19 protein-coding genes are annotated in these 23729 nt (G+C 62.1%); 2 read left to right on the forward strand and 17 right to left on the reverse strand.

Annotation, left to right across the window (positions count from 1 at the left end):
* Positions 1-11: 11 nt before the first annotated feature.
* Positions 12-3509 (reverse strand): DNA polymerase III subunit alpha, encoded by a 3498-nt coding sequence (dnaE, locus tag D0Y60_RS20640; RefSeq protein ID WP_117371884.1) that lies wholly within the window; start codon positions 3507-3509, stop codon positions 12-14.
* 355 nt (positions 3510-3864) lie between these two features.
* Here dnaE and D0Y60_RS20645 point away from each other — a divergent pair, with 355 nt between their 5' ends.
* On the forward strand, positions 3865-4443 hold the full coding sequence (locus tag D0Y60_RS20645; protein ID WP_117371838.1) for a hypothetical protein: 579 nt from the start codon (positions 3865-3867) through the stop codon (positions 4441-4443).
* A 32-nt stretch (positions 4444-4475) separates the two neighbouring features.
* Positions 4476-4913: a VOC family protein gene (locus D0Y60_RS20650; protein WP_117371839.1), complete on the forward strand. Its 438-nt coding sequence runs from the start codon at positions 4476-4478 to the stop codon at positions 4911-4913.
* Between the two features lie 18 nt (positions 4914-4931).
* On the opposite strand, the gene D0Y60_RS20655 is transcribed toward D0Y60_RS20650, so the two are convergent.
* The 16 genes from D0Y60_RS20655 to nuoF all read right to left on the reverse strand — a co-directional run bounded on the left by D0Y60_RS20655 (position 4932) and on the right by nuoF (position 23727).
* Positions 4932-5618 carry an ABC transporter ATP-binding protein gene (locus D0Y60_RS20655; RefSeq protein ID WP_117371840.1) on the reverse strand — a complete coding sequence of 229 codons (687 nt, stop codon included), beginning with the start codon at positions 5616-5618 and terminating at the stop codon, positions 4932-4934.
* A 9-nt stretch (positions 5619-5627) separates the two neighbouring features.
* Complete coding sequence (locus tag D0Y60_RS20660; RefSeq protein WP_117371841.1) at positions 5628-6929, reverse strand: lipoprotein-releasing ABC transporter permease subunit; 1302 nt, start codon at positions 6927-6929, stop codon at positions 5628-5630.
* Between the two features lie 33 nt (positions 6930-6962).
* Positions 6963-8291 carry a proline--tRNA ligase gene (gene proS, locus D0Y60_RS20665; RefSeq protein ID WP_117371842.1) on the reverse strand — a complete coding sequence of 443 codons (1329 nt, stop codon included), beginning with the start codon at positions 8289-8291 and terminating at the stop codon, positions 6963-6965.
* 715 nt (positions 8292-9006) lie between these two features.
* Positions 9007-9276, reverse strand: a complete 270-nt coding sequence (locus tag D0Y60_RS20670) for a DUF1467 family protein (protein WP_117371843.1) — start codon at positions 9274-9276, stop codon at positions 9007-9009.
* Between the two features lie 208 nt (positions 9277-9484).
* On the reverse strand, positions 9485-11152 hold the full coding sequence (locus D0Y60_RS20675) for a ribonuclease J (protein WP_117371844.1): 1668 nt from the start codon (positions 11150-11152) through the stop codon (positions 9485-9487).
* Positions 11153-11167: 15 nt separating this feature from the next.
* A complete protein-coding gene (locus tag D0Y60_RS20680) occupies positions 11168-11908 on the reverse strand; it encodes a biotin--[acetyl-CoA-carboxylase] ligase (protein ID WP_117371845.1) in 741 nt (246 codons plus the stop codon).
* Between the two features lie 23 nt (positions 11909-11931).
* On the reverse strand, positions 11932-13374 hold the full coding sequence (nuoN, locus tag D0Y60_RS20685; RefSeq protein ID WP_117371846.1) for an NADH-quinone oxidoreductase subunit NuoN: 1443 nt from the start codon (positions 13372-13374) through the stop codon (positions 11932-11934).
* 15 nt (positions 13375-13389) lie between these two features.
* A complete protein-coding gene (locus D0Y60_RS20690) occupies positions 13390-14901 on the reverse strand; it encodes an NADH-quinone oxidoreductase subunit M (protein ID WP_117371847.1) in 1512 nt (503 codons plus the stop codon).
* A complete protein-coding gene (gene nuoL / locus D0Y60_RS20695; protein WP_117371848.1) occupies positions 14901-16898 on the reverse strand; it encodes an NADH-quinone oxidoreductase subunit L in 1998 nt (665 codons plus the stop codon). Before nuoL ends, D0Y60_RS20690 begins: the two co-directional genes overlap by 1 nt.
* Positions 16899-16905: 7 nt before the next feature.
* Positions 16906-17214, reverse strand: coding sequence for an NADH-quinone oxidoreductase subunit NuoK (gene nuoK / locus D0Y60_RS20700; RefSeq protein ID WP_117371849.1), 309 nt, complete (start codon positions 17212-17214; stop codon positions 16906-16908).
* Positions 17215-17240: 26 nt separating this feature from the next.
* Positions 17241-17855 (reverse strand): NADH-quinone oxidoreductase subunit J, encoded by a 615-nt coding sequence (locus D0Y60_RS20705; RefSeq protein ID WP_117371850.1) that lies wholly within the window; start codon positions 17853-17855, stop codon positions 17241-17243.
* Positions 17856-17956: 101 nt separating this feature from the next.
* Positions 17957-18448 (reverse strand): NADH-quinone oxidoreductase subunit NuoI, encoded by a 492-nt coding sequence (gene nuoI, locus D0Y60_RS20710; protein WP_023513863.1) that lies wholly within the window; start codon positions 18446-18448, stop codon positions 17957-17959.
* A 33-nt stretch (positions 18449-18481) separates the two neighbouring features.
* Complete coding sequence (gene nuoH / locus D0Y60_RS20715) at positions 18482-19528, reverse strand: NADH-quinone oxidoreductase subunit NuoH (protein ID WP_117371851.1); 1047 nt, start codon at positions 19526-19528, stop codon at positions 18482-18484.
* A gap of 20 nt (positions 19529-19548) precedes the next feature.
* Positions 19549-21627 (reverse strand): NADH-quinone oxidoreductase subunit NuoG, encoded by a 2079-nt coding sequence (nuoG, locus tag D0Y60_RS20720; RefSeq protein ID WP_117371852.1) that lies wholly within the window; start codon positions 21625-21627, stop codon positions 19549-19551.
* Positions 21628-21743: 116 nt separating this feature from the next.
* Entirely contained in the window at positions 21744-22418 is a 675-nt protein-coding gene (locus D0Y60_RS20725; RefSeq protein ID WP_199564240.1) for an NADH:ubiquinone oxidoreductase, read from the reverse strand.
* Between the two features lie 4 nt (positions 22419-22422).
* Complete coding sequence (gene nuoF, locus D0Y60_RS20730) at positions 22423-23727, reverse strand: NADH-quinone oxidoreductase subunit NuoF (RefSeq protein WP_117371853.1); 1305 nt, start codon at positions 23725-23727, stop codon at positions 22423-22425.
* Between the last annotated feature and the right edge of the window lie 2 nt (positions 23728-23729).

A 23729-nucleotide genomic window follows, 5' to 3' on the forward strand; every position in this document is an offset into this window, starting at 1 on the left:
GAGCCGGCCCGCTAGACCAGCTCCACATCCAGCACACCCGGCGCCGAACGCAGGGCGGCGGCGATTTCGGGGGAGATGCGGAAGCGTTCGTTCAGCTCCACCTCGATCTCGCGCTGGCCGTTGTCCTTGATAACGATGAACGAAACGAGGCCGTCGCCTTTCGTGTTGAGATGGGCGGCGATGGAGCGCAGCGGGCCACTGTCGCGGACATAGACGCGCAACGCTTTCTGGGTCTGGAGCGACTCCTCCTCCAACGAGCGAAGGGTCTGGATACGCAAGCCGATACCTTCCGGGCGCTCTTCCGCCTGCACCGTCATGACCAGTGATTTGCCGGGCTCCAGCAGGTCGCGATACTGGTTGAGCATTTCGGAAAACAGCACGGCCTCGAACTGGCCGGACGAATCCGAGAAGGCGACGATGCCCATCTTGTTGCCGGTGCGCGTCTTGCGCTCCTGTTTGGAGGTGACCGTGCCGGCCAGGCGGCCGGCCGTCGCACCGCGCTTCACGGCAGCGGAAAAATCGCCGAAAGTCTGCACGCGCATTTTCGCCAGCAGCGGCGCATAGGTATCGAGCGGATGGGCGGAGAGGAAGAAGCCGAGCACCTGGAACTCGCGGTGCAGTTTTTCAGAGGCGAGCCAGGGCGTGTAGGCCGGCAGCGTGATGACCTCCGGCCCGGTCGCCGCGCCCATGCCGAAAATGTCGCCCTGCCCGCTCGTCTTGTTTTCCTGCGCGCGCTGGGCAGCACCCAACAGACGGTCGAGGCCGGCGATCATGGCGGCGCGGTCGTGACCGAAGCAGTCGAAGGCGCCGGCGACGATCAGGCTTTCGAAGACGCGGCGGTTGACGAATTTCGGATCGATGCGCGTGCAGAAATCCTCGAGGCTCTTGAACGGCTTGTCGCCGCGCACCTCGACAATATGCTGCACCGCCGCCTCGCCGACGCCCTTGATGGCGGCGAGCGCGTAATAGATGCGGTTCTCGCCGGTTTCGAAATGCGCGAATGACGTCTGCACCGACGGCGGGATGACGGCGATGCCGAGGCGGCCGGCGTCCTGCCGGAAATCGTTCAGCTTGTCCGTGTTGGACATATCGTAGGTCATCGACGCGGCGAGGAACTCGACCGGGTAATGCGCCTTCAGATAGGCCGTCTGGTAGGAGACGATGGCGTAGGCCGCGGCGTGCGACTTGTTGAAGCCGTAGTTGGCGAATTTGGCAAGCAGGTCGAAAATGAGGTCGGCCTGCGGCTTCGACACGCCGTTCTTCACCGCGCCGTCGACGAAGCGGGCGCGCTGCTTGTCCATCTCCTCCTTGATCTTCTTGCCCATGGCACGGCGCAAGAGATCGGCCTCGCCGAGTGAATAGCCCGACAGCACCTGGGCGATCTGCATCACCTGTTCCTGGTAGACGATAACGCCCTGGGTTTCCTTGAGCAGATGATCGATCGTCGGATGGATCGATTCGATCTCCTCCTCGCCGTGCTTGCGGGCGTTGTAGACCGGAATGTTCTCCATCGGGCCGGGACGGTAGAGCGCGACCAGCGCGATGATGTCCTCGATGCAGTCGGGCCGCATGCCGATCAGCGCCTTGCGCATGCCGGCGCTTTCCACCTGGAACACGCCGACCGTCTCGCCCCGCGACAGCATCTCATAGGTCAGCTGGTCGTCCAGCGGCAGGCTTTCGAGATGGACCTCGATATTGCGCTTGCGGATGAAATCCACGGCGGTCTTCAGGACGGTGAGCGTCTTCAGGCCAAGGAAGTCGAACTTCACGAGGCCGGCCTGTTCCACCCATTTCATATTGAACTGCGTGACCGGCATGTCGGAGCGCGGATCGCGGTACATCGGCACCAGCTGAGACAGCGGTCGGTCGCCGATCACGATGCCGGCGGCATGCGTGGAGGCGTGGCGGTAGAGGCCTTCGATCTTCTGGGCGATATCGAGCAGGCGGGCGACGACCGGCTCCTTCTCCGCCTCCTCTTGCAGCTTCGGCTCTTCCTCGATCGCCTTGTAGAGCGGTGTCGGATTGGCTGGATTGTTCGGCACGAGCTTGCAGATCTTGTCGACCTGGCCATAGGGCATTTCGAGAACGCGGCCGACGTCGCGCAACGCCGCGCGGGCCTGCAGCGAACCGAAGGTGATGATCTGCGCCACCTGCTCGCGACCGTATTTCTGCTGCACGTAGCGGATCACCTCTTCGCGGCGATCCTGGCAGAAGTCGATGTCGAAGTCGGGCATCGAGACGCGTTCCGGGTTGAGGAAGCGTTCGAAGAGCAGCGAGAAGCGCAGCGGATCAACGTCGGTGATGGTGAGCGCATAGGCCACCAGCGAGCCCGCACCGGAGCCGCGGCCCGGACCGACAGGAATATTGTGCTGCTTGGCCCATTTGATGAAGTCGGCAACGATCAGGAAGTAGCCGGGGAACTTCATGCGCTCGATGACGCTGAGCTCGAAATCCAGCCGCTCGCGGTAATCCTGCTCCGTATAACCCGGCGATAGGCCGAGCAGCGCCATGCGGTTCTCGAGACCTTCCACCGACTGGCGGCGCAGCTCTGCCGATTCCGCGCGTTCCGCCTCTTCCGGATCGTCCGTCGCGCCGGTGAAGCGCGGCAGGATCGGCCCGCGCGTCTTCAGCACGAAGGAGCAGCGTTTGGCGATCTCGACCGTGTTCTCGAGCGCCTCCGGCAGGTCGGCAAAGAGTTTTGCCATGTCCTTGCGGCTCTTGAGGTAGTGATCCGGCGACAGACGGAAGCGGTTGTCGTCCGACACCATCGCATTGTGCGCCACCGCCATCAGCGCGTCATGCGCATCGTAATCGTCCGGCGACGGGAAGAACGGCTCGTTGGTCGCGACCAGCGGCACGTCTTGCGCATAGGCGAGCTCGACCATGCGCCGTTCATGCGACTTGTCGTAACGCCCATGGCGCTGCAACTCGATATAAAGTCGATCGCCGAACACTGTCTTCAGCGCATCGAGCCGCGCCTTTGCGATAGAAGGCTGCCCGGCAAGGTAGGCCATGTCGACAGGACCGCCCCGCGCGCCGGTCAGCGCGATCAGTCCATCCGCGCCGCCCGCTGCCAGCCAACTGTAGGCGATACGAACCGCCTGCCCGCTTTCACCGCCGAGATAGGCGCGGCTTACGAGTTCAACGAGCCGTGCATAGCCGGCGTCGCTCGCGGCAAGAACGACGATCGACGGCAGTTTCTGAAGTTGCGCCTGTCCGCCGCGCCTTTCCCCCTCGCCCTCGTCTTCCATGTCGATCGACAGCTGGCAGCCGATCAAGGGCTGGATGCCGTCGCCGACGGCCTTCTGTGAAAATTCGAGCGCCGCGAACAGATTGTTCGTATCGGTTATGGCAATCGCCGGCTGATGATCGGATACGGCCTTACCGATGATCTTCTTGATCGGCAAAGCGCCTTCGAGCAGCGAGAAGGCCGAGTGCACGCGCAGATGCACGAATTCGGGCGTCTCGGCGATCTTCTCGCCAACCGTTACTTCCGCCGCTTCCGCCATGTCAAACGTCCTTCCGATCAGAAGAAAGACCTTAAGCGGATTCGGACCCGTCTCGTCCAGACGGTTCTTGGCTTTGCGCCCGCTTTCCACCGGACGAGGCCGCACGGAAAGCGCAAATGATCAATGGATAGAGTTGTGCCTTCAGATTCCGAACAGGAGAACGGAGAAGCTGGCGACGAACAGGGCGATGGAGGTGAATGCTGCAAAGTCACGAAGAAAATCGGTCATTGTGGCTCTCTTTCCTTTTATGTTTTTATTTTGTTCTATTATTGTTCTCATGTCAATGGCTTTCCGTCACCCTCTGGACCGGCGCCGCCCAGCGCAATAAGGTCGCCCCGACCCATGGAGGAATCAGATGAAGTCGCTTGCCGCCGCCCTCGCATTTTCGATTGTTCTGCCCGCCGCAACGATGGCTACAGACTTTCCGGCAGACCGCATCGTCGCCATGGCGAGCGGCGACTGGAACAAGGACGGCACGGCGGACCTGGCCGTGATCGCAACGCCGGACGATGACGGCGGTGACGACAACGGTCTCTACATCTACCTCGCCAATCCCGACGAAAACCGTCTGACGCTTGCCTTGTCGCTGCCGAACAGCGTCTGGGGCGACCTCACCATGTCCGGTCGCGAACCGGAGCTTGCCGCGCTCGCAAACGGCTCCTTCACGATCACGACCAAAAACGATTCAGTCGGACGCGACCGCTGGCGGCAGTCGCTGACCATCGCCTACCGCAATTTCGATTTCATCGTGGCGGGGTACACTTATGCGAGCTACGATACGCTCGACCCGAATGCCAGCGCCGAATGCGACCTCAATGTGCTGACTGGCAAGGGCAAGACCAGCGGTGGTCCGGTTGCCGGACAGGCACAATTCGCGCTGCTTAAGGACTGGAAGGACGAGACCGCCCGCTCCATCTGCGGGTTGGATAACTGATAGCAGGGTGACGACACGGAAGGGCAATCGCGATGACCGACGACATCAGCTTTGAAATATCCCTGTTCGTCGAGCACGGACGCGAACAGGAGGCCGTGGATTTTTACAGTTCCGCCTTTGGCGCAATCGTGGTCGAGCCCTACAGTCTTGACGGGGTGCTGATGGGCTTTGCCATGCGCTTCGGCGCGATGCCGGTCGCGGTCGCGGGATCGAACCCGCGGCGTGAGGAGAACCCGTCCTATGGCGGACCATTCTTCCCAAAAGCCGCCGGGTCTGTCAGCGCGATTTTCACGCTGATCGTCGGCGACATCGAGTGCGCGATGCAACGAGCAATCGAAGCCGGCGCCGTAACGCGGGATGTGGTGCAGGTGGATGTGCTGGGCCGCCGCGTCGCGTCGATCTTCGACCCGTTCGGGCACATCTGGGCGCTCGTCGAGCGCAGGGCAGAAACCGTCACGCTCGCGGCGTGATATCGAACGGCAGGTCGTTTAGACCAGTTCCTTGACCAGCCCGTCTTCGATCGTCACCCGGCGATCCATCAGACCGGCGAGCTCGTGGTTGTGCGTGGCGATCATCGCGGCAAGGCCGGACTGGCGGGCGAGCGCTTCCAGCGCCTCGAAGACATAGCCGGCGGTTTCCGGGTCGAGATTGCCGGTGGGCTCGTCGGCGAGAAGCAGCAGCGGCGCGTTGGCGACCGCGCGTGCAATGGCGACACGCTGCTGCTCACCGCCGGAAAGCTCGGAGGGACGGTGATCGGCGCGGTGGCCGATGCGCATATAATCGAGCAGCTGCGCGGCGCGTTCGCCCGCCTCGGCCTTGGAAAGGCCGCCGATCAGCTGCGGCATCATGATGTTTTCGAGCGCGGTGAATTCCGGCAGCAGGTGATGGAACTGGTAGACAAAGCCGATCTCGCTGCGACGGATCGCCGTGCGCTGGTCGTCCGAAAGCTCCGCGCAGGAATGGCCGTTGACGAGGACTTCACCGGCATCTGGCTTTTCGAGCAGGCCCGCGACATGCAGCAACGTCGACTTGCCGGTGCCCGATGGGGCGACGAGCGCGACGGTCTCGCCACTTCTCAGCGTGAAATCGGCACCCTTGAGGATCGACAGGACCGTCTCGCCCTGACCGTAGTGCCGTTCGATACCCTTCAGTTCCAAAGCGACGCGCGCTGCCATGCTGAATTCCTATTCGTACCTGAGAGCCTGAACCGGATCGAGCTTGGAGGCACGCCAGGCGGGGAAGATCGTCGCGAGGAAGGAGAGCGCCAGCGCCATGACAATGACGGTGACAGTCTCGCCGGCATTCATGTCGGCCGGCAGCTGGCTAAGGAAATAGAGTTCCGGGTTGAACAGCGTCGTGCCCGAGATCCAGGAGAAGAACTGGCGGATCGACTCGACATTCAGACAGACGATGACGCCAAGCAGCACGCCGGCGAAAGTGCCGACCGTGCCGATGGCTGCCCCCGTCATGAAGAAGATACGCATGATGGAGCCCGACGTGGCGCCCATGGTGCGCAGGATAGCGATATCACTGCCCTTGTCCTTCACAAGCATGATCAGGCCGGAGATGATGTTGAGTGCGGCGACGAGCACGATCAGCGTCAGGATCATGAACATGACGTTGCGCTCGACCTGAAGGGCCGAAAAGAAAGTCTGGTTGCGCTGGCGCCAGTCGGTGATGAAAATCTGCCGCTCGGCCGCTGCCTCGATCGGCTGGCGCAAGCTGTCAATCTGGTCCGGATTGGACACGAAGAGCTCGATCGACTGCACAACCCCTTCTGAATTGAAGTAGAGCTGGGCCTCATCGAGCGGCATATAGATGATCGAAGCATCATATTCCGACATGCCGATCTCGAAGATCGCCGAGACGGTATAGGTTTTTACGCGCGGATTGACGCCGAGCGGCGTGACGTCTCCTTCCGGCGCCACGAGCGTGATCTGGCCGCCGGCGCTGAGGCCGAGCTGCTCGGCCATGCGCGCGCCGATGGCAACGCCGCCGCCGGAAGCAAAGCCGACGAGGTCGCCTTCCTTGATATGGTCAGAGACGGACTTCATCTTGGCGAGATCGTCGGCGCGGATGCCACGGACCAGAGCGCCCGTGCCGCCGCCAGCCGTGCCCTGCGCCAGCGTCTGGCCTTCCACGAGCGGAATGGCCATGGTGACGCCGGGAACAGCGGCAAGACGTTCGGCGAGCTTGCCGTAGTCGTTCAGCGGGCTGTCGATCGGCTGGATGATCATGTGCCCGTTGATACCGAGGATGCGCGAGATCAGCTCGGTGCGGAAGCCGTTCATCACCGCCATGACGATGATGAGTGTCGCCACGCCCAGCATGATGCCGATGAAGGAGAAGCCGGCAATGACCGAGATGAAGGCTTCCTTGCGCCGGGAGCGCAGGTAGCGCCAGGCGACCATCCGCTCGAAAGCGGAGAACGGGCGGCTCTTCTTGAAGGCCTGGGCCTCTGTCGCCCCGCTCGCTGCGTCAGCCATGCTGTCTCCCTGTTTTCCCGGCTCAAGCCGACATCAGTTGCCGGACGTCAGGCGGTTGATCGCCGCCTCGATGGTCAGCGTCTCGCGTTCGCCGGTCTTGCGGTCCTTGATCTCGACTTCGCCACTGGCGACGCCGCGCGGGCCTGCAATGACCTGCACCGGCGCCCCGATAAGGTCAGCCGTCGCGAACTTCGCACCGGCGCGCTCGTCCTTGTCGTCATAGAGCACGTCGACGCCGGCATTCAGAAGCGCGCCATAGATCGTTTCGCAGGCGGCGTCGCAGGCGGCATCGCCCGACTTCATGTTGATGACGATTGCCTCGAAGGGTGCCACCGACTTCGGCCAGATGATGCCGTTCTCGTCATGCGAGGCCTCGATGATGGCGGGCACGAGGCGCGTCGGGCCGATGCCGTAGGAGCCCATATGCACGGTGTGCTCCTTGCCGTCGGGGCCCTGAACCTTGGCGCCCATGGCTTCGGAATATTTCGTGCCAAAATAGAAGATGTGGCCAACTTCGATGCCACGCGCCGACAGACGCTCGCCTTCCGGGATCGCCTCGAAAGCCGGCGCGTCGTGCATTTCCGACGTGGCGGCGTAGCGTGAGGTCCACTTGTCGAAAATGCCCTTGAGGCCGGCAACGTCATCGAAGTTCGTATCGATGCCGGGAATGTCGAAGTTCAGGAAGTCCTTGTGGCAGAAGACTTCCGACTCACCGGTATCGGCAAGAATGATGAATTCGTGGCTGAGGTCGCCGCCGATCGGGCCGGTATCGGCACGCATCGGGATGGCGCGCAGGCCCATGCGCGAGAAGGTGCGCAGATAGGCCGCGAACATGCGGTTATAGGCATGCACGGCGCCTTCACGGTTCAGGTCGAAGGAATAGGCGTCCTTCATCAGGAATTCGCGCGAGCGCATGGTGCCGAAGCGCGGGCGGATCTCGTCACGGAACTTCAGCTGGATGTGATAGAGGTTGAGCGGCAGGTCCTTGTAGGACTTCACGAACGAACGGAAGACGTCCGTGATCATTTCCTCGTTGGTCGGACCGTAGAGCATCGGACGCTCCTGGCGGTCCTTGATGCGCAGCATTTCCTTGCCATAGGCGTCGTAGCGGCCGCTCTCCTGCCAGAGTTCGGCGGATTGCAGCGTCGGCATCAAAAGCTCGATCGCGCCGGAGCGGTTCTGCTCCTCGCGGATGATGGCGTTGACCTTGTCGAGAACGCGCTTCCCCAGCGGCAGCCAGGTATAAATGCCCTGGGACTGTTGCTTGACCATGCCCGCACGCAGCATAAGGCGGTGCGAGACGATTTCGGCTTCCTTGGGGTTTTCCTTGAGGATGGGCAGAAAGAAGCGGGAAAGGCGCATATCGGTTTCCGGTGTGACTGATCCGCCCTATTCCGGGAATCGGGCAAAATGACGTTGATTTTCACGCGTTCATAAACGCTTCGCGGGCGGAAAGAAACCCGGCAGGCCAAGCCGGCATCGCAGCACGAAAAACTGTCCACCGCTCTTGGCGGGACCGGCGATTGTGGCGGAAAAATGAGGGCGCCAATAACAGAAATTGCGCACGTGTTGTCAATCGAAAAAATTTATTCCAGTGTAGCAAAAATGCAAAAAAAGCGGATGACAACGCCTAACGTTTGGGCTAGTTTCAGGCCACAAAACAGGCAGGAAGTGCAAATTCCAGCCATTTTCGCGGTCAAGTCTTGGGAGGATCAGATCTTAGGCGCGCGTAGACGCTGCCACCGCACAACGGATAAAGATCACGCGATACCTGCAAAACAAGGCTTTCAGCCTTGTTTTTTTTTGCCTTTTGCTGAACTTCCGCGCTCCGCCGTGCACGTTCCTATTATTTCCGAGCGACGGAAATCGGCACGCAAGTCCCCTGCGACACTGCGCCTCACGTTACGCCAGGTTCACTCGGGGGAAATCAGCCTATTTCCGGTTGCCAGACAGGCCAAAGCGGATTGTTGAACAAGTTTTTTGACGAAACACAAACGAAAGACTTTTCCGTCAAAGGCCGGAAGGGCGAAATCGCTTACCCATCCGCCATTCACGGCCGTTAACCTTTATGGCGACGCTATTCGTAGTTCGGGTAGAACTGCGGCAGCGAATCCAGTCCGTAGCCGAGGCGTACGGACAGCACGTACCACGCGCTATAGATCACGGCTGAGACGAGCGTGGTGATCAGCACGATACGGCCGCCGCGAAAGCGGGCAGGCGCGCTTTCCACCGAGCCGGGCACCACATCATTCGCCTCGGCTTGCGTCTTCAAGCCGAACGGCAAGACGGCGAAGAGCGTCAGCCACCAGACGATGAAGTAGACGGCGAAAATGGAAAACAGCTGCATGGACAGGCCCTCGTGCGACAGCGGGTCTTTTACGCCGCTTGCTCGCGAAGTTCAAACGGCCGGATGGCGGCGTGCTGTCACACCTCTTCATCTCCGACGCGTCTATGCAAGATGAAGGAGGGCCCGGCGCGCTACGCGCCGGGCCCGGAATTGCTGCAACCAAGTTCACGCGGGCCGCGCCTTACCGGCCTGGCACGCGCGGTAAGGATCAGACCTTCGTCAAAAACACCGTGACGACGGGTTTCTTGCCCCAGATCTCGTTGGCGGTGGAGCGCACGGCGCGACGCACGGCCTCGCGCACCATTTCAAGATCCTTGCGGCGGGCGCGCGGAATGCTTTCGACGGCTCCAAGCACGGCGTCATAGAGCGTGTCGCCCATATCCTCGCCCTCGTCGTCGAACTGCGGCAGACCGAAGGGTTCCACTTCCGGATCGCCCTGGAAGTCGTAGCGGCTGTCGAGCAGTATGCTGACGGCGACATGGCCAACGAAGGCGAGCTTGCGGCGGTCGCCGATGCCCATTTCGTCATAGTCGCCGATGAGGTTGCCGTCCTTGAAGATACGGCCGAAGGGCGCGTGATCCACCACTTCCGGCTCACCCGGTGCCAGCTTCAGCACATCGCCGTTGCGCACGCGCGGCACCTCACCAATGCCGGACTGTTCGGCCAGCTCGGCATGGGCCACCAGATGCGCGGCCTCGCCATGAACGGGAACGACCATTTTCGGGCGCGTCCAGGCGTACATCTGCTGCAGCTCGTTGCGGCGCGGATGGCCGGAGACGTGCACCAGCGCCTCGGCATCGGTGACAACGTTGATTCCCTGCTCGATCAAGCCGTTCTTGATGTCGTTGATCGCCTTCTCGTTGCCGGGAATGGCACGCGAGGAGAAGATGATCGTATCGCCATCCGTGAAGGCGACGTTGCGCATCTCATCACGGGCGATCTTGGCAAGGGCCGCACGCGGCTCGCCCTGGCTGCCCGTCAGGATGACCACGACCTTGTCGCGCGGGATATAGCCGAACTCGTCTTCCTCGATGAACGGCTTCAAACCTTCCATCAGGCCGATGTCGCGCGCGACATTCGTCACGCGCTTCATGGAGCTCCCGAGCAGCAGCACTTCACGACCCGCGGCTTCGGCAGCCTGCGCGATGGAGCGGATGCGGCCGACATTCGACGAGAAGGTGGTGATGCCCACCCTGCCCTCGGCGCTTTCGATGATCTTGGTCAGGCTTTCCGACACTTCATGCTCGGAGGGCGAGACGCCATCACGCACCGCGTTGGTGCTGTCGCAGATCAGCGCCAGAACGCCGTCATCGCCGAGCTTGCGGAAGCGCGCTTCGTCGGTCAGCGGGCCGAGCGACGGATCGAGGTCGATCTTCCAGTCGCCGGTATGGATGACGGTGCCGAGCGGCGTCTTGATCGCCAGCGACATGGGTTCGGGAATGGAGTGGTTGACGCCGATCGCTTCAATCTCGAAGGGCCCGACATTGATGCGGTCGCCCTGCTTGAAAATCGTCACCGGAATATCGACGCGGCTCTTCTCGTAGTCGCGCTTGGCTTCCAGCATGCCGGCCGTGAAGGGCGAGGCATAGACCGGCACGTTGAGGCCCGGCCAGAGATCGTTCAGCGCGCCGTAGTGGTCCTCGTGCGCATGCGTGATGATGATGCCCTTCAGCTTCTCGCGCTCCTTGGCGAGGAAGCGGATATCGGGCAGCACCAGATCGACGCCCGGCAGGTCCGGTCCCGGAAAGGTGACGCCGCAATCGACCATGATCCACTGGCGGTTGGCCTTCGGGCCGTAGCCATAAAGCGCCAGGTTCATGCCGATTTCGCCGACGCCGCCAAGCGGCAGGAACACCAGTTCGTCTTCTTTTGCCATCGGGTTCAAAAATTCCTATCCAAAAAATACGTCGCCGGCCGCGATCAGTCGCGTGCCGCCGTCATCCGTCTCCAGCTTGAGGAGACCTGTATCATCAATTCCGGCGAAGCGCCCGGAAATAGAACGGTCGGGAAGATTGACCGTGATGTTTTCCCCGATGCCGCCGGCCACCCGTTTCCAGCGCTCCATGACGGCGGCGATGCCGCGTCCGCGGTTCCACAGCGTCAACGTCTCGGCCATCGACTGGAAGAGATAGGCGAAAAGCTCGTCGGGGGAAGCCGAGACGCCGAAATCGCGCAGCGTCGCAACGGGATAGAGGCCAGCATCCGGCGCCACGGACACATTGATTCCGATACCGATGACGAGACCGTGCCGGCCATCGGGCAGCGTCTCGCCCTCGATCAGGATGCCGCAGATCTTCCGGCGCTCGATGAGGATATCATTCGGCCATTTGACCAGGACGTCCGGCGCGTTGAGCGGCATGACGCGGCTGACGGCATCCTGCACGGCCACCGCGACAGCCAGCGGCAGCGAGCCGAGTCGTTCCATCGGGGCGGCATCGATCAACAGCAACGAGGCGTAGAGATTGCCGGGTTCGGAGAACCATGCGCGCCCGCGCCGGCCGCGCCCGCCCGTCTGGCGATCGGCAGTGATCCAAAGACCGGAAAGCGCGCCCTTTCGGGCGCGCTCCAGGCATTCCGTATTGGTCGAGCCGACTTCGGCCAGCGCCTCGTGCCTGAAGTCGTCAAGCGACATAAGGCCAGCGCTATCGGACCTAATCAAAAGAAGGTCCGTGCCGCAGCTTCGGCCGCGTTGCCGATCGGGCCACCGATCAGCACGTAGCCGAGAACGAAGAGACCCGAGAGGCCGAAGACCAGTTTCAGTTCGCCGGCCGTGCGAGCGAATTCGCCGGTCGCCTCATCGAACCACATCACCTTGACGACACGGAGGTAATAGTAGGCACCGACAACCGAGGAGAGCACGCCGATAATGGCCAACGCATAAAGCTGCGCCTCGATGGCCGCCATGAAGACGAAGTACTTGGCGAAGAAGCCTGCCATCGGCGGGATGCCGGCGAGCGAGAACATCAGGATCGTCAGGACGGTTGCCATGAAGGGATTGGTCGAGGAGAGGCCAGCAAGATCGCTGATCTCTTCGACATTCTCGCCATCCTTGCGGCGCATCGCGAGGATGATGGCGAAGGTGCCGAGCGTCATGACCATGTAGATCAGCATATAGAGCGCCACGCCGCGCACGCCGGCCATGGAGCCGGAGGCGAGGCCGACGAGCGCATAGCCCATATGACCGATCGACGAATAGGCCATCAGGCGCTTGATGTTCGTCTGGCCGATGGCCGCGAAGGAACCGAGCAGCATGGAGGCGATCGAGATGAAGACGATGACCTGCTGCCAGTCGGCGACGACGGGCTGGAAGGCCTCGATGACGATACGCACCAGCATGGCCATGGCGGCGACCTTCGGGGCCGCGGCAAAGAACGCGGTGACCGGGGTCGGCGCACCTTCATAAACGTCCGGCGTCCACATGTGGAAGGGCACGGCCGAGATCTTGAAGGCAAGGCCGGCAAGGATGAACACCAGGCCGAAGACGAGGCCGAGCGAACGCCCCTCGGCGGTGAGCGCGGCAGCGATGTCCTGGAAGCCGATATGGCCGGTGAAGCCATAGACCAGCGACATGCCGTAAAGCAGCATGCCGGAGGAGAGCGCGCCGAGCACGAAATACTTCAGGCCGGCTTCCGTCGAACGCAGGCTGTCGCGATTGATCGCGGCGACCACGTAGAGGGCGAGCGACTGGAGTTCCAGCGCGAGGTACAGCGACAACAGGCTGTTGGCCGAGATCATCAGCAGCATGCCGAGCGTCGAGAGCACGATCAGCACCGGGAACTCGAAGCGGTCGAGCTGCTGCGAGCGGGCGTGGCCGACGGTCATCACCATGGCGGTGATGGAGCCGATCAGCGCCAGAACCTTCATGAACTTGGCGAAGGCATCCGACACGAAGGCGCCGCCATAGGCCTGGCCTTCGCCGGTCGAAAGCACCAGCCAGAGGCCGGCGATGATGAGGACGGCGACGGCAAGGCCGATCACGGTGGTGCCCGAGCGCTCGCCCGAGAACACACCGATCATCAGCAGGACCAGGGCGCCGACGGCGAGAATGATCTCGGGCGTCGAGAGCTGAAGGCTGGCAAGGAGAGTATCAGCGGTCATGTCTTGGTCCCGTCCTCAGTTCGCCGTGAGCGCAACGGATTGCGCTGCTTGCAGAGCCGCGGAGTATTGATTGAGAAGTGCGTCGACCGAAGCCGCCGTCACGTCGAAGACCGGTGCCGGATAGACACCGAAGAAGATCGTCAGGATCACCAGCGGGTAGAGAAGCGCCTTCTCCCGGCCCGACAGGTCGAGCAGCGACTTCAAGCTTTCCTTCTCCAGCGCACCGAAGATCACGCGGCGGTAGAGCCACAGCGCGTAGGAGGCGGAGAGGATGACGCCCGTCGTGGCGAAGAAGGCGACCCAGGTGTTTGCCTGGAAGGCGCCGACCAGCGTCATGATTTCGCCGACGAAACCGGACGTGCCGGGAAGGCCGACATTGGCCATGGTGAAGATCATGAAGGCGACGGCGTATTTCGGCATATTGTTGACGAGGCCGCCATAGGCCGCGATTTCGCGGGTGTGCAGCCGGTCATAGACCACGCCGACGCAGAGGAAGAGCGCGCCGGAGACGATGCCGTGCGACAGCATCTGGAAGATGGCGCCCTGCAGGCCCTGCATGTTCGCCGCGAAGATACCCATGGTGACGTAGCCCATGTGGGCGACCGACGAATAGGCGATCAGCTTCTTGATGTCGTCCTGCATCAGCGCCACCAGCGAGGTGTAGATGATGGCGATGACCGACAGCGTGAAGACGAAGGGCGCGAAATAGTCGGACGCCAGCGGGAACATGGCGAGCGAGAAACGGATGAAACCGTAGCCGCCAAGCTTCAGGAGCACGCCGGCCAGGATGACCGAACCTGCCGTCGGCGCCTGAACGTGCGCGTCGGGAAGCCAGGTATGGACCGGCCACATGGGCATCTTCACCGCGAAGGACGCGAAGAAGGCGAGCCACAGCCAGGTCTGCATATGGGCCGGGAAGTTATAGGCGAGCAGTTCCGTGATGTCGGTCGTGCCGGCCTGCCAGTACATCGCCATGATGGCGAGCAGCATCAGGACCGAGCCGAGCAGCGTGTAGAGGAAGAACTTGTAGGATGCGTAGACGCGATCCTTTCCGCCCCACACGCCGATGATGATGAACATCGGAATGAGGCCTGCTTCGAAGAAGACGTAGAAGAGAACGATGTCGAGCGAGACGAAGACGCCGACCATGAACACTTCCAGAAGCAGGAAGGCGATCATGTATTCCTTCAGGCGCTTCTCGACCGAATGCCAGCTTGCAAGCACGCAGAACGGCATCAGGAAGGTCGAGAGGATGACGAACAGCATGGAAATGCCGTCGACGCCGAGATGATAGGAAATGCCGGTGCCGAGCCATTCATGCTTTTCCGTCATCTGGAAACCGGGGTTCGAATAATCGAAGCCGATCCAGATGAAGAGCGAAAGCAGGAAGGTGACGATCGTCGTCAGCATCGCGACGTTCAGGATGTTGCGGCGGCCGTACGGGCTGTCTTCCCGCGTCAAGAGCAGGAGCGCCACGCCGACGAGCGGGAGGAAGGTGACCGCTGAAAGAATGGGCCAATCGGTCATCAGAGGGAGCTCCCGAGCATCATCCAGGTAACGAGTGCTGCAATACCCAGCAGCATCGCGAATGCGTAGTGATAAAGGTAACCGGTCTGCAGGCGCACGACGCGGTCGGTGACGTCGACGACGCGGGCGGCAACGCCGTTCGGGCCGAGACCATCGATGACGGCGCCGTCACCCTTCTTCCACAGCGTACGGCCGAGCCACATGGCCGGGCGCACGAAGAGGAAGTCGTAGAGTTCGTCGAAGTACCACTTGTTGAGCAGGAACTGGTAGAGACCACGATGCTGCTCGGCGAGGTATTTCGGGGTTTCCGGCGAACGGATGTACATATACCAGGCGGTGACGAAGCCGACTGCCATGGCGGCGAACGGGCTCCACTTCACCCAGAGCGGGACGTGATGATACTCGTTGACCAGCTCGTTTTCCGGCAGCGTGAAGAGAGCGCCCTGCCAGAATTCGGCATAGTGGTGGCCGTAGAAATATTCCACGAAGACCACGCCCGCGGCAACCGCGCCGGCAGCCAGCAAGTAGAGCGGGATCAGCATGACGGCAGGCGATTCATGCACATGGTGCATGACGTCTGCGGAGGCGCGCGGCTTGCCGAAGAAGGTCATGAAGGCCAGGCGCCACGAGTAGAAGCTCGTGAAGAGAGCGGCGATGACCAGCAGCGTGAAGGCGAAGCCGGCAAGCGGGCTATGCGACGCGAAGGTCGATTCGATGATCGCATCCTTCGAGAAGAAGCCGGCAAAGCCGATGACGGTGCCCGGAATGCCCACGCCGGTCAGCGCCAGCGTGCCGATCGTCATCATCCAGAAAGTCACGGGGATGTGCTTCCTGAGACCACCCATGTAGCGCATGTCCTGCTCGCCATCGACGGCATGGATGACGGAGCCGGCCCCCAGGAACAGCAGGGCCTTGAAGAAGGCGTGCGTGAAGAGGTGGAAGATCGCCGCACCATAGGCGCCGATGCCAAGCGCCACGAACATGTAGCCGAGCTGCGAGCAGGTCGAATAGGCGATGACGCGCTTGATGTCGTTCTGCACGAGGCCGACGGTGGCCGCGAAGAAGGCGGTGATGGCGCCGACCAGCGTCACGACCAGAAGCGCGGTGTGCGACAGTTCGAAAATCGGCGACATGCGGGCGACCAGGAAAACGCCGGCGGTGACCATGGTCGCGGCATGGATGAGGGCCGAAACCGGGGTCGGGCCTTCCATAGCATCCGGCAGCCAAGTGTGCAGCAGGAACTGTGCCGACTTGCCCATCGCGCCCATGAAGAGCAGCAGGCAGGTGGCGGTCAGCGCCTGCGACTTGTCGAGCGTCATGCCGAAGAGGTTGATGACAGGCTCGGCGGCATCCGCAGCGCCTTCAGCCGGCAGGTAGGTGGCGGCGGTGGCGAAGATTGTCTCGAAGTTGATCGAGCCGAACAGCACGAAGACCGAGAAGATGCCGAGCGCGAAGCCGAAGTCGCCGACGCGGTTGACGATGAAGGCCTTCATGGCGGCGGCGCAGGCCGAAGGCTTCTTGTACCAGAAGCCGATCAGCAGATAGGACGCCAGACCCACGCCTTCCCAGCCGAAGAACATCTGCAAGAGATTGTCCGACGTCACCAGCATGAGCATGGCAAAGGTGAAGAGCGAGAGATAGGCGAAGAAGCGCGGCCGATGCGGGTCGTGATGCATGTAGCCGATCGAATAGATATGCACGAGCGTCGAGACGGAGTTGACGACGACGAGCATGACGGCCGTCAGTGTATCGACGCGGAACGCCCATTCGACATCGAAGCCGCCGGACTGGATCCAGCGCAGAACGCTGACCTTGAGCATCTCCGTTTCGCCCAACGCGACGTCGAAGAAGACGATCCAGGACAGAACGGCCGCGATGATCATGAAGCCGGAGGTGACATATTCGGACGCCTTGGCGCCGATCGTATTGCCGCCGATGCCGGCGATCAGGAAGCCGGTGAGCGGAAGGAAGACGATTGCCTTGATGATGGTATCCATGACCCGATCAGCCCTTCATCATATTGACGTCTTCGACGGCGATCGAACCGCGGTTGCGGTAGAAGACGACGAGAATTGCAAGACCGATGGCCGCTTCCGCAGCCGCGACGGTCAGAATGAACAGCGCGAAGACCTGGCCGACGATGTCGTTCAGGAAATGCGAGAATGCCACCATGTTGATGTTGACCGACAGCAGGATCAGTTCGATCGACATCAGGATGACGATGACGTTCTTCCGGTTCAGGAAGATCCCGAAGACGCCCAGGGTGAAGACGATGGCGCTGACCGTGAGATAGTGGGAAATACCGATTTCCATTTTTCTTTTCCTTGTCTCGCGCTGCCTCAGATGCCCTGACCGGGCTTCACCTTGACCACCTCGACGGCGGTTTCCGGCGTGCGGGCAACCTGCTGCGAGATGTTCTGGCGCTTGATATGCGGCTTGTGGCGCAGCGTCAGCACGATCGCACCGATCATGGCGACCAGCAGCACGAGGCCGGCAATCTGGAAGAAGTAGACGTAGTTCGTATAGAGCACGTCGCCGAGGGCGGCGGTGTTTTCACGCTGCGCGACCGGCGGGATCGGCATCGAAACGCTGCTGGCGATCTCCGGCGAGAGCGTCGAGCCGCCGACAACGACGACAAGCTCGATGGCCAGGATGATACCGATCAGCGCGCCAACCGGCGCATATTCGAGAGCCCCTGCCCTCAATTCGGCGAAATCGATGTCGAGCATCATGACGACGAAGAGGAAGAGAACCGCGACGGCGCCGACATAGACGACCAGCAGGATCATCGCCAGGAACTCGGCGCCCGTCAGAAGGAACAGGCCCGCCGAATTGAAGAAGGTGAGGATCAGGAACAGCACGGAATAAACCGGGTTCCTGGACGCGATCACCATGAAGGCGGACGCCACCGCCACGAAGGCGAAGATATAGAAGAATAGAGCCTGCAGACCCATTTTGGTGCCTTTTCGTCTTCCCCGGAGAAGGTCCCCCCTCCCCGTCGAAGCCTGACGAACGCACTCGTCAGGCACTTGAAATTCAGTATGCCTTCCGCCGATCAGCGGTAAGGCGAGTCCATCGCGATGTTGCGGGCGATTTCCCGCTCCCAGCGATCGCCGTTCTCGAGGAGCTTCTGCTTGTCGTAGTAGAGCTCTTCGCGCGTCTCGGTCGAGAACTCGAAGTTCGGACCTTCGACGATGGCGTCGACCGGGCAGGCTTCCTGGCAGAAGCCGCAATAGATGCACTTCACCATGTCGATATCGTAACGCACCGTGCGGCGCGTGCCGTCGTTGCGGCGGGGACCCGCCTCGATGGTGATGGCCTGAGCAGGACAGATCGCTTCGCACAGCTTGCAGGCGATGCAGCGCTCTTCACCGTTCGGGTAACGGCGCAGCGCATGCTCGCCGCGGAAGCGCGGAGAGACCGGGCCCTTTTCGAAAGGATAGTTCACCGTCGCCTTCGGGCGGAAGAAGTAGCGCATCGACAGGAAGAAGGCGCCGACGAATTCCTTGAGGAACAGCGAGTTTACGGCTTGTGAGAGACTAGCCATTTCAAGCTCCAATGCTGCTGTTGTTCAGGGCGGTCATGCGGACCAGCCCGTGAGCTTCAGCACGAATGCAACGATGACCACCATGGCGAGCGACAGGGGAAGGAAGACCTTCCAGCCGAGGCGCATGAGCTGGTCGTAGCGGTAGCGCGGCACGAAGGCCTTCACCATCGCGAACATGAAGAAGACGAAGGAGGCTTTCAGCACGAACCAGATGATGCCGGGAACCCAGTTGAGGAACCAGACGTCTACCGGAGGCAACCAGCCGCCGAGGAAGAGGATCGTCGTCAGCGCGCACATCAGGCAGATGGCGGCATATTCGCCGAGCATGAACATCATGTACGGGGTCGAGCCGTACTCGACCATGAAACCGGCGACGAGTTCGGATTCCGCTTCCGGAAGGTCGAAGGGCGGGCGGTTCGTCTCGGCGAGCGCCGAGATGAAGAAGATGATGAACATCGGGAACAGCGCCAGCCAATGCCAGTCGAGGAACGACGGCGGCAGGCCGAGGCGCGTGCCGAGGCCATCGCTCTGCGACATGACGATATCCGTCAGGTTCAGCGAACCGACGCAGAGCAGGACGGTGACGATGACGAAGCCGATCGACACCTCATAGGACACCATCTGTGCTGCGGAGCGTAGCGCGCCGAGGAACGGGTACTTCGAGTTCGAAGCCCAGCCGCCCATGATGATGCCGTACACTTCAAGCGACGAGATCGCGAAGATGTAGAGGATGCCGACATTGATGTTGGCGATGACCCAGCCGTTGTTGAGCGGCACGACAGCCCAGGTGGCAAGCGCCAGCGTCACGGAGACGAGCGGGGCCAGAAGGAAGATCACCTTGTTGGCCGTCGCCGGAATGACCGGTTCCTTGAAAACGAACTTCAAGAGGTCGGCGAAGGACTGGAAGAGACCCCAGGGACCGACGACGTTCGGGCCGCGGCGCAGCTGAACGGCGGCCCAGATCTTGCGGTCGGCCAGAAGGATATAGGCGATGAAGACCAGAAGCGCGACCAGCAGCAGCAGCGACTGCGCCACCATGATCAGGCCGGGCCAAACGTAGGTCGAAATGAAAGCGTCCATAACGTCTTATTCCTTCGCGCTCATTCCGCCGCGGCTTTGAAATTGTTGCGGGCAAGCGCCGAGCATTCGGCCATGACCGCGGAGGCGCGCGCTATCGGGTTCGTCAAATAGAAGTCTTTGATCGGAGACGCAAACCCGGAATTCGCCATCGTCCCGCCTTTTTTCGCAAGGGCCGAGAGATCGGCGACTTCGCCTGATGCAATCTCGTCGATCGCGGCGAAATGCGGGTGTGCGGCATAGAGTTTTGCGCGCAGCTGGAGCAGCGAATCAAACGGCAGCTTCTTCCCGAGCACGTCGGAAAGCGCACGCAGGATCGCCCAGTCCTCGCGGGCATCGCCCGGTGCGAAGCCGGCGCGGTTGCCCATCTGGACGCGGCCTTCGGTGTTGACCCAGGTGCCAGACTTCTCGGTATAGGTCGCGCCCGGCAGGATGACGTCGGCGACATGCGCCGCGTTGTCGCCGTGCGAGCCGATATAGACCGTAAAGGCGGACTTCTTGGCGAAGTCCATTTCGTCTGCGCCGAGCAGGAACAACACGTCCGTGCCCGAAAGCATGTCGGCCGCTGTCTTGCCGCCCTCGCCCGGCACGAAGCCGAGGTCGAGACCGCCCACGCGCGAGGCTGCGGTGTGCAGCACGGCCAGGCCGTTCCAATCCGCCTTGACCGCACCCACCTTGTCGGCAAGCGCCGAGACGGCCGAGAGAATGGCGAGGCCATCGGCCCGCGACAGCGCGCCCTGGCCGACAATGATCATCGGGCGGGCTGCCGTCTTCAGCTTTTCGGCAAAGGAGAGGGAGCCTTCGATAAGGGCAGACAGCGTGTCCGTGCCGGCGCCGAGATACTCGTAGCCGTAGCGCAGCTCGGCCTGTTCGCCGATCACGCCGATCGGGAAGTTGTCCACGCGCCAGCGCTTGCGAATGCGGGCGTTGAGCACGGCGGCTTCGAGGCGCGGGTTGGCGCCCACGATGAGGAGCGCATCGGCCTGCTCGATGCCTTCGATGGTCGGGTTGAACAGGTAGCTGGCGCGGCCGAGCGCCGGATCGAGCTGCGAACCGTCCTGGCGGCAGTCGATATTCTTCGAGCCGAGCGACGTCATCAGTTCGCGAAGCGCAAACATTTCCTCGACGGACGCAAGATCGCCGGCAATCGCGCCGATGCGGTCGCCCGAGGTGCCGGCAACAGCGGTCTGGATCGCGCCGAAAGCCTCAGCCCATGTTGCCGGCTGCAAACGGCCGTCCTTGCGGACGTACGGACGATCCAGGCGCTGGGTCTTCAGGCCGTCCCAGATGAAGCGCGTCTTGTCGGAGATCCACTCTTCGTTGATCTCTTCATTGATGCGCGGCAGGATGCGCATGACTTCGCGGCCGCGCGTATCGACGCGGATGGCCGAGCCGACGGCGTCCATGACGTCGATCGATTCGGTCTTGTTCAGCTCCCACGGGCGGGCCGTGAAGGCGAAAGGCTTGGAGGTGAGCGCACCGACCGGGCAGAGGTCGACCACGTTGCCCTGAAGCTCCGACGTCATCGCCTGCTCGAGATAGGTGGTAATCTCGGCGTCCTCACCACGGCCGATCAGGCCAAGCTCGGTGATGCCGGCGACCTCGGTCGTGAAACGAACGCAGCGCGTGCAGTGAATGCAGCGGTTCATGATCGTCTTGACGAGCGGGCCGATATACTTGTCCTCGACCGCGCGCTTGTTCTCGGAATAGCGCGAACTGTCGATGCCGAAGGCCATCGCCTGGTCCTGCAGGTCGCATTCGCCGCCCTGGTCGCAGATCGGGCAATCCAGCGGGTGGTTGATCAGCAGGAATTCCATGACGCCTTCGCGCGCCTTCTTGACCATCGGCGTGGTCGTGAAGACTTCCGGCGCTTCGCCGTTCGGGCCGGGGCGCAGGTCGCGCACGCCCATGGCGCAGGAGGCTGCCGGCTTCGGCGGCCCACCCTTTACCTCAACGAGGCACATGCGGCAGTTGCCGGCAACCGACAACCGCTCGTGGAAACAGAAGCGCGGAACTTCGGCGCCAGCCTCCTCGCACGCCTGAAGCAGCGTGAAGTGATCCGGGACTTCGATTTCTTTTCCGTCGACTTTCAGCTTTGCCATATCTCAATTCCCGCTTTGACACGAAGCTCGCGTCTCGCCAGCGCCTTTTCTCCAGCGTCCGTTCGGGCTCTCGCCCTTCCCGTTCGCCTTTGTTCCGTCTGCCGGATCCGGTGGGGTCAGCCCCTGCCCTTCGCCAGCGTCTTTGCCTGCTCTACCCAGCCATCGCGGGCGATGCGCCCGCTGAACCCGAGTTCGGCTTCGATCCTTGCCACATCCTCGGCCTTGAGGGCCGCGATATCGGCGTAACGCCTGAAACCCATGCCATTCAGCACCTGCTCCAGCTTCGGCCCGATGCCTGAAATCACCTTCAGGTCATCGGTCTTGGCGGCCTTCGCCGCCGGCGCCTTGCGCACCGGCTTGGCTTCCGTCGCCTTCGGCGTCGCGTTTTTCTCTCGCGCCACCTTCACCTTGGGCTCGGCAACCGGCGTTTCCGCCTTGATCACCGGCTCGCTGGGAACCACCCTCAGCTCCGGCTTCGCCTTGACGGGCGCGGCCTTTGCCTCTTCAGCCTCGGTCTTAGCGGCCTGTTCGGCCGCTTCATCGATCGCCGCCTTTACCTGCTCCGCCGCCGTCTGCATGACGCTCAGCATCATCCCGGCCATCTGGCCCGCAATGCTGAACCCGAGCGCGGTGGTCGCTGCAATCGCCGTCACCGGATTTGCCATCAGCGGGTGCCGCGACATATCCGGCATTTGCTTCAGCCATGGCGAGAACCCAAAGGGATCGGCGCCGGAGGCTTCAGCCGGCGGGACATTGGTCGCATTCGCATCCTGTCCTGCCGGCTTCTTCATCGTCTTACTCCGCTGCTTCCAGCACTGCGCCATGGTCCATGGCGTTGGCGGTGTACTGGTCAATACGCTTCTCGATCTCCGGGCGGAAATTGCGAATGAGGCCCTGGATCGGCCAGGCGGCGGCGTCGCCGAGCGCGCAGATCGTATGACCTTCGATCTGCTTGGTGACGTCGAACAGCATGTCGATTTCACGCTTCTGGGCGTTGCCCTTCACCATTCGTTCCATGACGCGCATCATCCAGCCGGTGCCTTCGCGGCACGGCGTGCACTGGCCGCAGCTCTCATGCTTGAAGAAGGCCGAGATGCGCCAGATCGCCTTGATGATGTCGGTGGAGCGATCCATGATGATCATGCCGCCGGTGCCGAAGGACGACTTCACGTCACGCAGGCCGTCGAAGTCGAGCGTGACGTTCATCATGTCCTCGGCCTTCACCACCGGGCAGGATGCGCCGCCGGGGATGACGGCGAGCAGGTTGTCCCAGCCGCCGCGAATGCCGCCGCCGTGCTTCTCGACCATCTCCTTGAAGGAGATACCCATCGTTTCCTCGACGGTGCAGGGCGTGTTGACGTGGCCCGACATCATGAACAGCTTGGTGCCGACATTGTTCGGACGACCGAACGAGGAGAACCAGCCGGCGCCGCGGCGCAGGATCGTCGGGGTAACCGCGATGGATTCGACGTTGTTGACGGTCGTCGGGCAGCCGTAGAGGCCCATATTGGCCGGGAACGGCGGCTTCAGGCGCGGCTGGCCCTTCTTGCCCTCGAGGCTTTCGAGCAGCGCAGTCTCTTCGCCGCAGATGTAAGCGCCGGCGCCGTGGTGGACATAGATGTCGATGTCGTAGCCGAGCTTGTTGTTCTTGCCGAGGAGACCGGCGTCATAGCACTCGTCGATGGCCGCCTGCAGCGCTTCACGCTCGCGGATAAACTCGCCGCGTACGTAGATATAGGCGGCATGGGCGCCCATGGCGAAGGACGCGACGACGCAGCCCTCGATCAGCGTGTGCGGATCGTGGCGCAGGATATCGCGGTCCTTACAGGTGCCGGGCTCGGATTCGTCGGCGTTCACCACGAGGTAGTGCGGACGGCCGTCGGATTCCTTCGGCATGAAGGACCACTTGAGACCGGTCGGGAAGCCGGCGCCGCCGCGGCCGCGCAGGCCGGACGCCTTGACCTCGTTGACGATCCAGTCGCGGCCCTTTTCGAGCAACTGCTTGGTGCCGTCCCAATGGCCGCGGGCCATGGCGCCCTTCAGCGACTTGTCCTTGGTGCCGTAGATGTTGGTGAAGATGCGATCCTGATCTTTAAGCATGA

Source organism: Shinella sp. WSJ-2 (genome assembly GCF_003432075.1).
Lineage (GTDB): Bacteria > Pseudomonadota > Alphaproteobacteria > Rhizobiales > Rhizobiaceae > Shinella.